General features: G+C 44.3%; 13 protein-coding genes. 5 read left to right on the forward strand and 8 right to left on the reverse strand.

The window, feature by feature from the left end; genetic code table 11:
- The first annotated feature begins 9 nt into the window (after positions 1–9).
- Complete coding sequence (locus tag DN730_RS01815; RefSeq protein ID WP_115466397.1) at positions 10–609, forward strand: transglutaminase-like domain-containing protein; 600 nt, start codon at positions 10–12, stop codon at positions 607–609.
- A gap of 279 nt (positions 610–888) precedes the next feature.
- Positions 889–2,202, forward strand: coding sequence for a hypothetical protein (locus DN730_RS01820; RefSeq protein WP_115466398.1), 1,314 nt, complete (start codon positions 889–891; stop codon positions 2,200–2,202).
- A gap of 360 nt (positions 2,203–2,562) precedes the next feature.
- Here DN730_RS01820 and DN730_RS01825 read toward each other — a convergent pair whose 3' ends face one another.
- From DN730_RS01825 to DN730_RS01855, 7 genes are all read right to left on the reverse strand, one after another.
- Complete coding sequence (locus DN730_RS01825) at positions 2,563–3,012, reverse strand: substrate binding domain-containing protein (RefSeq protein WP_211313809.1); 450 nt, start codon at positions 3,010–3,012, stop codon at positions 2,563–2,565.
- Between the two features lie 324 nt (positions 3,013–3,336).
- The gene (locus DN730_RS01830; RefSeq protein ID WP_115466399.1) at positions 3,337–4,047 is read right to left on the reverse strand and encodes an aspartate/glutamate racemase family protein; all 711 of its coding nucleotides are present in this window, start codon (positions 4,045–4,047) and stop codon (positions 3,337–3,339) included.
- Positions 4,047–4,769, reverse strand: a complete 723-nt coding sequence (locus DN730_RS01835) for an ABC transporter ATP-binding protein (protein ID WP_115466400.1) — start codon at positions 4,767–4,769, stop codon at positions 4,047–4,049. The genes DN730_RS01830 and DN730_RS01835 overlap by 1 nt, the downstream gene beginning before the upstream one ends.
- A 3-nt stretch (positions 4,770–4,772) precedes the next feature.
- Positions 4,773–5,555, reverse strand: coding sequence for an ABC transporter ATP-binding protein (locus tag DN730_RS01840; RefSeq protein WP_115466401.1), 783 nt, complete (start codon positions 5,553–5,555; stop codon positions 4,773–4,775).
- The gene (locus DN730_RS01845; protein WP_115466402.1) at positions 5,555–6,523 is read right to left on the reverse strand and encodes a branched-chain amino acid ABC transporter permease; all 969 of its coding nucleotides are present in this window, start codon (positions 6,521–6,523) and stop codon (positions 5,555–5,557) included. The genes DN730_RS01840 and DN730_RS01845 overlap by 1 nt, the downstream gene beginning before the upstream one ends.
- Positions 6,524–6,527: 4 nt before the next feature.
- Positions 6,528–7,397, reverse strand: a complete 870-nt coding sequence (locus tag DN730_RS01850; RefSeq protein ID WP_115466403.1) for a branched-chain amino acid ABC transporter permease — start codon at positions 7,395–7,397, stop codon at positions 6,528–6,530.
- Between the two features lie 213 nt (positions 7,398–7,610).
- Positions 7,611–8,798, reverse strand: coding sequence for an ABC transporter substrate-binding protein (locus tag DN730_RS01855; protein WP_115466404.1), 1,188 nt, complete (start codon positions 8,796–8,798; stop codon positions 7,611–7,613).
- A 660-nt stretch (positions 8,799–9,458) separates the two neighbouring features.
- Between DN730_RS01855 and DN730_RS01860 the strand changes: the two genes are divergently transcribed.
- The 3 genes from DN730_RS01860 (at position 9,459) to DN730_RS01870 (ending at position 11,895) form a co-directional block, all read left to right on the forward strand.
- Positions 9,459–10,778 carry a methyl-accepting chemotaxis protein gene (locus DN730_RS01860; protein ID WP_115466405.1) on the forward strand — a complete coding sequence of 440 codons (1,320 nt, stop codon included), beginning with the start codon at positions 9,459–9,461 and terminating at the stop codon, positions 10,776–10,778.
- 133 nt (positions 10,779–10,911) lie between these two features.
- Entirely contained in the window at positions 10,912–11,271 is a 360-nt protein-coding gene (locus DN730_RS01865) for a MerR family transcriptional regulator (RefSeq protein WP_115466406.1), read from the forward strand.
- Between the two features lie 45 nt (positions 11,272–11,316).
- Positions 11,317–11,895, forward strand: coding sequence for an NAD(P)H-dependent oxidoreductase (locus DN730_RS01870; protein ID WP_115466407.1), 579 nt, complete (start codon positions 11,317–11,319; stop codon positions 11,893–11,895).
- Positions 11,896–12,036: 141 nt separating this feature from the next.
- Here the strand turns inward: DN730_RS01870 and DN730_RS01875 are convergent, their stop codons facing one another.
- A complete protein-coding gene (locus tag DN730_RS01875) occupies positions 12,037–12,279 on the reverse strand; it encodes an RNA recognition motif domain-containing protein (protein ID WP_115466408.1) in 243 nt (80 codons plus the stop codon).
- Positions 12,280–12,374: the final 95 nt, after the last annotated feature.

A 12,374-nucleotide genomic window follows, 5' to 3' on the forward strand; every position in this document is an offset into this window, starting at 1 on the left:
ATTGCAAGAGTGCAACAGTATTTAGAGTCAACAGAGTACATAGATTGGAAGTCACCAGAAGTGTTGGCAAAGGCACAATCATTAGCTGTTGGTGCCGATAGTGACGAAGCGATTGCAGAGAAATGCTTTATTTTCGTCAGAGACGAAATCAAACATAGTTGGGATTACGAGTGTAACCCTGTGACATGTAAAGCATCCGACGTTCTAAGATACGGAACAGGGTATTGTTATGCTAAGAGTCACTTACTTGCAGCGCTGCTGCGCGCGAATGGCATCCCTGCGGGCCTTTGTTACCAGAGACTGACAATAAACCATGATAAGCCACCGTTTTGCTTGCATGGTCTCAATGCCGTCTATCTTAAGAATCATGGCTGGTACCGTCTCGATGCGAGAGGGAATAAAAAAGGCGTATCCGCAGATTTTTGTCCACCAGTTGAGCGTCTAGCGTTCCCTATCATTGTAGATGGAGAGGCCGACTTGCCAGAAATATGGTCGGCTCCAATAATGCCTATTATTAGCGTACTGCAAGAGAAAAAGACTTATAAAGAAGTGGCAGACAACCTGCCCGACATTCAATTGGCATTGATTGATAAAATTAGGGCTAGTTGACGCGTTATGGGCGCAATGCGAAAACAATTCAGTATTGGTGTGTGCTTAGTTCTGATTGCTGAGCATGTAGCGTTTAAAAACTGGTATTTAAAGAAAAGGGCATCAAACAGTATTCCCATGTTCCGTTTGAGGTTTTGTTCATGGTTTGTATGCTTTGATGAGCATATAAGGACTCGTTGCTGGATAACTGCTATCTTTTGTACTGCTTGCCAACTTACTTACTAAAGGGATATTGTCAGGTATTACGAACGCCAGAGCGTGTATTTACAAGGAATGAAAGTGCACTTGCCATCCTACTTAAACAAAATATGTTTCTTTCTATTAACATTCTCCTTCGTTCTAGGTAGCGCGACCAGTTGGGCATTTAGTGTCGATGACCTGATTGACTGTTTAGAAAATGATTCTTGCCTTGAAGATATTGATGTCAGCGTAGATGACATCAACTTGGACGATCTTGATATCGATATTTCGTTACCTGAGCTCCCCATTCTGACTAACCCACAGGAGTTGCAATCTCAATTCGAACTGACTTTGAATAGTTATAAGGACCAATTAGAAACTCTAAAAAATACCTATACTGGGCAAGCCTTGGACGTTGCTATTGCAAAATTAGACAACGACTTCCAAGTATTGATGAGTACTCAAGTTAACCAAGCAGCAGATGCTTTTGCCGATAAAGAGAACGAAGCGTCGCGCACTCAGGACGAGCTGATTGTTACTTATGAAGAGCAATTACTGGCGGTCCAAACAGAGCAGGTGAGTATTGAGCGCAAACTGAAAGCCGCTCAAGTTCAAGCTAACCAAATTCTCTTGAGCTCACTTGATCGCATGCGAGCTTATGAAGTGCAGGTAGAACAGAAGCTGCGGCATGAGTACAAAAAGTTGGTTAGAGAAAGCCAAACGGAAATTCAATCTATTATCGTCTTATCTGATTTTTCTCGGAATCTGGAAGAGCCAATGGTATTTGAGCCACCTAAGAAAATTGCAGAAGCGCCTCAGTCTTCCTTGAGTTTTGGCGTATACGCCGATGATAATGGTCAACAGGCAATTCCATTACAGTATGCCTTTAACTCTTGGTTAAGAGCTGGTGTGACTTTACCAATACAGCAAGACGAAGCGGATGGAATGGGGCGATTGGGGCTCTATCATCGTGGTACCTGGTTAGACCTTATTGAAGTGTATGGTTTGCAGTCTTTCGATGATTCTCAGCAACACGCCTTAGGGATACAGTTTAGAGAAAAGGTGGCAGCTTTGTCCCTTGGCATAGACTTGCAACAGGGAAAAGTCGGTGAGCCGCTGCATTATAATAAGCTCTATGTTAGTACAGGCTTGGTCGGCCGAAGTTCTGGCATTCGGTTAGGCTATCACAGGCTCAAATACCAAAGAGATGAATTGCAAAGTCATTTAGATTCCGATTACTTCGAGCTCGCATTACAAAAACAAGTAAGACCATTCAATAACTTGCCAATTCCTATAACCTTTGCTCTTTCGGTATTTTCTCCAGAAAACAATCGTTTTAGTCTAGATGGTCAATCGTCAAACATTGATGGAGAAGGCTGGCGCCTTCGCTTTGGTCTTACATCACGTTTCTAAATTGTTTGAACCGATATCCACAATTGGTTTATTAAGCTATGAGTGAGTCAGTGTATGAGGGCGGAAATATGAAGATTAACCGTTTGATAACGAACTTATGTTAGAACAATCTAGATTGAAGACGTTAATAGCGTCATGCAAAAGGCTGAGGAACTTGGGTACCCGATACTTAAACCACCTCAACTAACTTTCTATGGTCAAAACCGAATGTTGCTTAAAGCGCCAGAGGGTACCGTTTGTGATGTATCGTCACCTGTATCAGTATAAATAAGCGTATCTTCCACGACGGGTTGTTCGATTAAATAGACATGCTTTCCAATAGGTTGACGGAAGGGAAATTGTCAGCGAGTGTCATTCTTTTCAATTGGCTTCGGATAAAATCTCTGAAAGCTTGTTCTTAAGCAGTTCCCTAAAGGCAATAACCGCGGGGCTAACTTGTTTTCTACTCGGGCAGATCAAATGGAGTTCAACAGCCGGTGATTGATAGTTGGGTAACAGTTGAACCAGTTGTCCATTATTTAGTTCTGAATGAATATCTATTAAAGAACGGTACGCAATGCCTTTTCCAGTCACGGCCCATCGCTTCACAATATCTGTATCATTACTGACCCGATTACTTTCGACTTTAATTTTGTAGGTCTCTGCATGATTTGAGTATTCCCATTGGTCAAAAAAGCGACCCGCAAGGCGGTACAGCAAACAATTATGGGTCGATAGTTGCTCTGGCGTAATGGGATTTCCATGTTCCAATATATAGTCAGGAGAAGCACAAGTGATGCGTTTCATCGTTGCGATATGAAATGACACCATGGATGAATCTTCGGGTATTACGACCCAAGTCCGATGACACAGACAGTCTGAGTTTTCCCGTCACTTTACCTTGTGTTTGATGAGCAGAGATGCATCCCTGCTCTAGGCTATTTAGCGCCTGACGACAGTGAAACAAAAACTGTTCGCCTTGTGGGGTGATCCTTAATTGTCTAGTACTTCGAAGAAGCGTTACAGCGATCTGAGTTCAACCACGCCTTTCTGTTAACTAAATGGAAAGGCATGGTTGCAGACGTTTAGGAGGAATGTTTCTTTCTCGCTATTGCTCCACACATTTGATGGGAATGCGGGCATGTGATTCAGTGCTCAGCCAAGTACTGAGATCTTCTCTGTGTGTGGTGGCGCATAGCCCCCTTTGCGTGAGGTTTTGACCCCCAGTCTAATTAGACTTTCACACATAGACACAGCGCAAGTAACGCCATCGAGCACTGGGATTTGGTAGTGTTTCGTAAGCTTGTCTGCCAACTCCACCATACCAGCGCAGCCAAGAACGATGGCTTCGGCTCTATCGTCTCTGAGGGCAGCTTCGATTTCACTGGCGATTTTGTCATAGGCACGAGCGCTTTCGTTTTCCAGCTCTAACACTGGAATATCCGTGGCGCGCACGCGCGCGCATTGGCGCTCAAGTCCATAGCGTAATAGATTATGTTCAAGGGCGGGTACAGAGCGGCTTAAGGTCGTCACGACGCTAAATTTATTAGAGAGCATAGAGGCGACGCGATAAGCCGCTTCGCCAATGCCGATCACGGGTTTATCCGTCAGGCAGCGTGCCGCATCCAGCCCTGTATCATCGAAACAAGCGATCACGACCGCATCGTAATCCTCAGCTTGTTGGATCGCCTTGAGCATTCCAGGCACACACACAGCTTCGTCAAAATAGCCTTCAATGGACGCAGGGCCAAAGTTTGAGGTGAGTGGCACGATCTCCGTTCCAGGGCTGACAACTTGACGGGCAGCGGCGCAGGCTACTTCTGTCATAGGGGAGGTCGTATTTGGGTTGACGACTAGTATTCGCATTATAAATCTCCGCCCAAGTATGCTTCCTTGATGCGCTTATCGTTCATCAGCTCTTTTGAATTTCCTTCTAGCACAATTTCTCCCGTAGATAAGGCATACGTTCGGTGTGATATCGACATGGCCATACGGCTATTTTGTTCCACTAAGAGCACGCTGACTTTCTCATCGCGAGAAATCGCAACAATAGAGCGAGCAATTTCTTGCACCAGTTTTGGAGCGATCCCCAAGCTTGGTTCGTCTAATAAGAGTATTTTTGGGGCAGCCATAAGGGCGCGACCGATTACCATCATTTGTTGTTCACCACCGGATAGAGTCCCTGCCTGTTGTGAGTAGCGTTCTTTTAATCGGGGGAAGCGTTCCAGCACACTTTCTAAAGTTTTTGTGATGCCGGCTTTGTCGCTACGAGTAAAAGCACCCATAAGAAGATTGTCCTTAATGGACATATAAGGAAATACTCGGCGGCCCTCCGGAACCATGGCAATGCCTTGGCCGACAATATCACTGGCAAGGGTTCCGTCTAGGCGCTTGCCCTTGTAATGGATCGAGCCGGATTTAATTTTTGATAGACCTGTAATGGCGCGCAATATGGAAGATTTACCGGCTCCATTAGCACCAATCAAGGCGACTGTTTCACCTTCATGCAAATTCACCGAAACGCCTTTAAGTGCATAAACGTGGTCGTAATACAGTTCGACATTATCTAGTTTTAGAATTTCATTCATCGCTTAAATCCCTACTGCCATATCTTCTGAGCCAAGGTAAGCTTCGATTACACCGGGGTTATTCTGAATTTCTTGTGGCGTACCTTCGGCAATTTTCTGCCCGAAGTTCAGTACCACGATGCGGTTAGAGATTTTCATGACCGCTGGAATATCGTGCTCCACCAAGAGTACGGTGACTTCACGCTCATCTCTGAGACGCTGTACCAGTGTGACCAAACGCATGGTTTCATCATGGTTAAGGCCTGCAAAGGGCTCGTCTAAGAGAATGATGGCTGGGTCAGTAGCAAGGCCAATGGCCATCCCTAGTACACGCAAATGACCTTGTGGCAGATTTGAAGCCAGTTCATTAGCGATATTTTCCAACCCGAGTAGTCCGATGATGCGATCGGCTGACTCTCCGAAACGCTTTTCGTCGGCTCTAGCTTTTCGTGAGCCAAGGAAAAAGCCCAGTAGAGAGGCTTTAGATTGCAAATGGTGGGAAACAATGATGTTCTCGCGAACGGTCATGGACTTAAAAATGGTGGTTTCCTGAAAGGTACGCACTACGCCACGACGAGCTACGGTGTGTGGTGCCAGATTACTAATAATTTCTCCGCGAAATAGCACCAAGCCGTTGCTGGTTTTTAAAAAGGACGAGATCAACTTAAATAAAGTCGATTTGCCTGCACCATTTGGACCAATGACAGACAAAATTTCGCCTTTGCGTACGTCAAAGCTTACATCGTTAACGGCGATTAGACCGCCAAAGCGTTTGGTTACGTTACGCACTTCGAGTAAGGGCTTCATTATCGTTTCTCCTTACGGTCAAATAAACTCAGAACGCCGTTCGGCAAGAACAACATCAAGATGATCAATAAGCTTGAGTACACCAGCATTTGGTACTTACCAATCGTGAACAGCAAGTCCCAACCAAAGTAGAGCATTAGGGTTCCCAGCATTGGCCCAAAGACGTAACCTAAACCTCCCAAGAAACAATTCAGCATAAAGTTAATACTGTCCGCGACCTGGAAGGAGGAGGGGTAGATGGATTGGGTAATCGCCACAAAACTTGCTCCGGCAATGCCACCAAAGAAAGATGAGATTGAGTAAGTCAGCACACGTAAATAAGTTGTGTTGACGCCGATAGAAGAGGCCAACTCTTCATTTTGTTGTAAGGAACGACATAAGTGCCCTAGACGTGAATTGACGATGCGATACAACACAGCATAGGCAATGATCATTAAAGTAATGGCCATCATATAGAAGCCAACTTTAGGATTTTCCAAAGTCGAGAAATCTGGAATCAATTTCAGACCAAAGATTTCTAGCCCACTGGGTAGAGGCAGAGAAGTAATGCCTTTCGCGCCTTGGGTAATAGGCAGAGCTAACGTGGTCAAGCGCATGACTTCCGTCAACACCAAAGTCACCATGGCAAAGTAGACACCTCGCAAACGCAGGATAGGTAGTCCGATAAAGACGGATAATACAGCGCAGAAAAGTCCTGCAATGGGTAAGGTTACCCAAAAGTTAAAACCGTACTGGCTAATTAAAATAGCGGAAACATAACCGCCCGCTAACGCAAATGCACCTTGACCGATGTTGATACGACCAATATAAAAAGTCAGCCAAACCCCTGCCGAAGCAATTGAAAGTAAAGCAACAGAGGTCAATGTGTAATAGAAATCCAAACGTCCTGAGATATTAATCAGCATTGGGACGACGGCATAAACAAAGACAAGAAACAATGCAACATAGGCTAAGATTTTTTTATTCATGCGATTACCCCCAAGGCTTACCCATTAAACCGTGTGGTCTAATTGCTAAAAAGATCATTAAGGATGCGAAGATCAACAGGTAGGTGATGTCACCGTATTGAGATAACACAGACAAACCGACGCTTTCCATCATACCCAGAATAAAGCCTCCAACGATCGCTCCAGGAATGACACCTGCGCCGCCGATCATAATCATAATGAAAGCTTTGGTAGAGGTCGGGCCGCCCATGCCTAGGTTGATACCAGTGATCGTCACCAGTAAACCGCCCACAACCCCTGCCAACATGGCCCCTAAGGCAAAGCCAATCATTTGGTAGCGGTCTACATTGACGCCCATAAGTGTCGCAGCGACTTTATCTTGAGCCAGTGCGCGCATGGCGCGGCCCGCTTTCGAGTAATGCATTAACAGCATGAAGGCGATGATCATTGCGATGGCAATACAACCAATCACGATGCGGTCGTAAGGCATGATGATGCGGAAATCCCAGTTGAAAACGCCGTCGATAATTTTAGGTACACCACGTTGTTTTTCACCGAACGCCAGTAGGATGACAGAATCTAAAAAGAAGCCGATGCCTGCGGCAAGTAACATGGTGCTTTCATCCCGTTTGGATTTTTTAATCACTGGGCGAAAGAGGAATTTTTCGATTAAAGCACCGATCACAGCGAGAGCCATCCCCGATATAATCAGAGCGATAAAAAATGGGATATTAAACTGAGAGACAACGGTATAGGTAATAAAACCACCCATAACGTACATTTGTCCGTGGGCGAAATTCATCACATTCATCAGTGAGAATATTAGGGTCAACCCCAAGGCAATCAGAGCGTATTGAGCGCCGAGATATAGCCCGTTAACAATTATTTGTTCCATACATGTTCCTAATGAAAACAAGGAGCATCACCACTCATACCAGTGATTAGATGACGTATTTCAATCAATGCTCAGTGGGACTTGGAGAATTGAGTGGTCGCATCACTAGGTTGTTTGTGGCAGCAAAAGAAGGTGGCTCTAAGCTGACCAAAGCTATGAAGGATGAAAGCAAATCCAGAGCCACCTATTAACTAAACTCTTTTGTCGAGTGAATTAGTCCACTTGTGCAACAAATAGAGTTTCAAACTTGCCGTCTTTGTATACGTTTACAACAAGAGGAACAGACAATTGACGTTTTTGGCCAAACGACGTGTCACCCACGTATTTTAGCTTGGCGTTACCGACCATATATGGGTTTGGTGCCTCGAAAGTGTCCATTGTTTCTTGGAAATCTTGCACGTCATCTATCGCATCTGGATCTGCTTGTAAGGTCGCGATGATGTACTCAAGGGCGTACACTTTGGTGTTAGATTCGTCGTTATATTCGCCGTATTTTTTTGTGTAGCGCTTAACGAACTCGCGCATGGTGTCTGAAGCAAGTTCAGGTGTTGAAGCACCGCCTACAGAGATGAACCCGTTTGCAAGATCACCTGCACCTTCTTTTAACACGTTGGCATCTTGTGCCGTTTCAGTCGAGATCAAGCCAGTGTATCCAAGCTCGCGAGCTGAACGGATCAACTGAGGGGCGTTAGCAGGGGAAACACCAGATAGCACTAATAAATCAGGACGAGATTTGATAACGGGCAGAATCACTGGCGTAAAGTCAGTGGTATCTACTTGGTACGTGACATTACTAGACACGACATCTAAGCCCAGTTTTTTCGCGGCTTCTACCCCACCATCGCGTTGGCTTAGTGGGTCTGATTCGTTGGCAGCAACGAAAGCGACTTTCTTAACGCCTTTATGTTCCATTAAGTATTTGTAGATTGCTGGCCCTGACTGGTAGTTTGCCACCATGCCTAATACGGCGTTGGAAGCTGGCGCAGTATACAAAGATTTAGGGAAGGCGTAAGGGAAGTACATAATGCCTTTTTGTTCGGCAACAGGGCGTACCGCTGCTGCTCCGTCGTCGACATTAGGGCCAACTACGTAATGGATGCCTTCTTGAGCCATTTTCTCCATACCAGCAACCGCACGCTTTGGGTCTTTTTGGTCGTCAAACGCAACGATTTCAATGTCGTACGTTTTATCACCAATTTTCACGCCGCCGATTTCATTGATCCAGTCGGCGCGTGTTTCCATTGAACGCTGATTAGAAATCCCCCATGCGGCAGCTGGGCCAGAGGTTACGCCAACGAAACCTATTTTTAATGTTGGATTGTCTGCTAATGCAGGGCCTGATATGGCTATACCTACTAAGCTGGTTAAAAGGCTTGCTTTAATAAAATGACTCTTCTTCATCTATAACACTCCGCTAATGATTTTTGGGTAATAAAAGCCAACAGTCGCCAGCCCCAATTGATATATCGTATACAATTAAATCAAGTAGAAAGAACAATTTGTTAATTCTATTGTGTGCAATTGCATGCTTCGTGCCATTTTTATGTGTTGTTTCTGCTAACTTGAATTTAAGTCGTAAAATCAATAAGTTAGGTTGATTTATGAAATTGTGTACAATGTTGCTTTAAATTTTAGTCGTATGATTTACTGTAAATTGCATACAAAATGCACCTTTAATAGGCAGGTTGACCTAAAATGATTCGCTATGTTTCTGCAGAATTTATTCTCAAAAGGTGGCGATCAAGTGAAGCAGATCGACATCGTCGCCGTACGGAAGGCCTAAAAAAGTTGGAAATTTAGCCTTTTGTTTGTTGGTAGAAAGGTTGGCGCTAAACGTAGTTGGCAAAGATTTCGCGCTTTGGCTATTTTTATTGATCCTTTCTGAACAAAATCTCGTATACAAACAATATGTATGTCCCATGGATTGCTCACTCAATCACCGACGATTGTTACGTTCTTTTACCAATTCGCATCTGAAGTGTGGATTACTCATCAAAATGGCTAAGTTAGATTACCACTGTATCCATATTGGTTTTTAAAGTGGGTCTTAGAGGATAAAGCATGAAAAATTATTACCGCTTGGCATTAGCCTTGAATCTTATTTCCATAGTAGTCGCGATAGTGTTTGCGGCCGAAAACATGATCTTGTTGCTTTTGGTAGCTGCGATGGCGGGATCATTGATTTGCTTGATTAAAATGGAGCGATTGGCCAAGGAGCAGGTTAATTTTTATGAGCAAATCCTTGATTCCATCCCAAATCCACTCTCCGTAACCGATCTAGACATGAATTGGACATTCGTTAACCGTGCGGCGACAGACCCTCTTGGCGTAAAGCGTGAAGACGTACTAGGCCAGCAATGTTCGAATTGGGGGGCGAATATTTGTAAAACCGAAAATTGTGGTGTGAACTGCTTAAGAAAAGGGAAGCAGACCACTTTCTTTAATCAATGGGATAAGGATTTTCGAGTCGACACGTTTTACATTAAAGATCTAGGAGGAAAAGAAATGGGTCACGTCGAGTATGTGCAGGAAGTGTCAGAAAAAGTGGCACTGCGAGCGGTGTATAACGATGTAGATTCCATTAGTGAAAGCCTGACATCTGGTGCGAAAGATCTTAATGTCGCTAGTCATGAGCTTACCGTAGGATCCACTCAGCAAGCGGCTTCGATTACTCAAATGGCGGGGGCATTAAATGAAATCCTTACTCAAGCGAATGACAATGCTGATCGTGCATCTGCGGCGAGTACGGTTTCGTCTGAGGCGCGGCGCGCAGCAACGCTGGCATCGAATGAGATCAAGGAACTTGAGCAAGCGATGCAGGAGATTAATAGGTCAAGTGAAGCCATTAGTGACATTATCAATGTGATCGACGATATCGCATCTCAAACCAACCTATTGGCGCTCAATGCCTCAATTGAGGCCGCTAGAGCAGGAGAGATGGGGCGTGGATTTGCAGTTGTAGCAGATGAAGTGCGATCACTGGCTGAGCGTAGTACAAAGGCAGCCAGTGAATCAGCACAATATATTCAGTCATCCGTAGAAAATGTCGAAAAAGGCAACGCTATTTCCCAGAAGTGTGTAACGGCGTTGGATGATATCGTTAAACATGTCGAAACGATCTCAAGTACGATCGCGGAAATTGATGGTGCCTCACAAAGTCAGGCTGCAGGATTAAGCCAAGTAAATCAAGGCATGACAGAAATAGATGAGGTTATTCACTCAACAGCTGCCTCTGCTGAAGAGACAGCTGTTTCATCCACTGAACTCACAGAGCTATCTGTGAAACTTCAAGGTCAGCTAGAGAATATGAGGAAAATTGACGGGTTAATTGACGATGCGAGTAAGGCGGTTAACTTGATTGAAGTTAAAAATGTTTCATAACATTGAGAACTCACGGTAAACGAATTAGGGCGCTGGTGAAATCAGCGCCCTAATTCGTTCTAACTCTAGGGCCGCGAGTGTAAGATTGGACGTTGTCTATCAGGCCAGTATTGATCTAAGGAATGAGAATTAGGTGTTTATCAAAGAGGCATCGGAGCTATCCGGTGCAACCCAACGAGCAATTCGGCTGTACGAATCATTAGGTTTATTAAAAGTGCCTAGATCTGGTCGGTACCGAGTTTATAATGAATCCGATATTCGTTTAATTAAGATCATTAAAGAGGCTCAAAGTGTCGGGATTACGCTTGCTGAATTAGCTTCGCTGAAATGTGAGAAAGAGGGTTTTGACTGGCGTCAGGTGATCGAAGTCTTGATAAAAAAGCAATATGACATTGCGGCACAAATAAAGGCGCTGGAAGTTCGAAAAGACCGGCTAGAAGATTATAAAAAATCAATTAGTGATTGCCTTGAAGGAGTTGACTCTGACCTATAGGTGAGACTTTACACTGCACCTTTGAATTAAGATGGAATGGCAGTCATGTCAAAAGTGTTAGTGATTAATGCAAACCCAAAAAATAACAGCTTGTGCCAAGCGTTTGCGGATCGTTATGCAATGTCCGCATCGGATAAACATGATGTTAAACAAATTAATATCGCTGATATGAGTTTCGAATTGAGTTTGGAGCAGGGGTATGACAAAACGCAACCCTTAGAGCCAGACTTACGGCACTTTCAAGAGTCACTCGTATGGTCAGATCACATAGTCATTGTAACCCCTGTATGGTGGGGATCAATGCCCGCCAAACTTAAGGGGCTGTTTGATCGGAGCTTTTTACCTAATTTTGCTTTTAAATATATTCAAGGCAAGTCTCAGCCTGAAAAGTTATTAAAAGGGCGCACTTCTGAATTGATTATTACGCTCGATACGCCGCCAATATGGTATCGCTACGTGCAAGGTGATGTGATTCGAAAACAACTTAATACAACGATCCTAGGATTTTCTGGAATAAAGAACAAATCTACAACTTACTTTGGCCCTGTCCTAAGTGCTAGCGATACAAAGCGAAAGGGTTGGTTGGACACGATCGGCCAACTACCGAAAAGAATACGACAGTAATTACCTAGCTCGCTGTTGCCTCATGGAAGAGGCAAGAAACTCTGCAATTCGATAGTGGGAATGCTAGATTGAGGGGCCAAACCATAGTTACTTTGATTTTTCCAAAACAAAAAGATCGGCCCGTTCTCAATGAGCGGGTTGTTACTTATCTTGAGCCATTTTGACTCGGATTTTACTGTCATCAATATTGCTGTGGTGAAGTGTTTTTAGTGCCTTGTTCGCTTCTTTGTCATCAGGCATTTCGACAAACGCAAATCCTTTTGATAACCCTGTCTCTTTGTCTAAAACAAGGTCGCATTGATCGACAGTGCCATGAGCAGCAAAAAGGTCGTGAATGTCTTGCTCTGTGGTCGTGCGTGCAAGGTTGCGAACTAGAAGTTTCATATTGCGTTTGCCTTTGTAAAGTTTCGCGCATTGTCTCAAGTCTGCTTCAGTAAACCAAGCAAAGATATTCAATCTCTGTGTTAAAAGCTTATGTA

Origin of the sequence: Marinomonas piezotolerans, from assembly GCF_003362755.1 — a bacterium.
GTDB classification, from domain to species: Bacteria; Pseudomonadota; Gammaproteobacteria; order Pseudomonadales; family Marinomonadaceae; genus Marinomonas; species Marinomonas piezotolerans.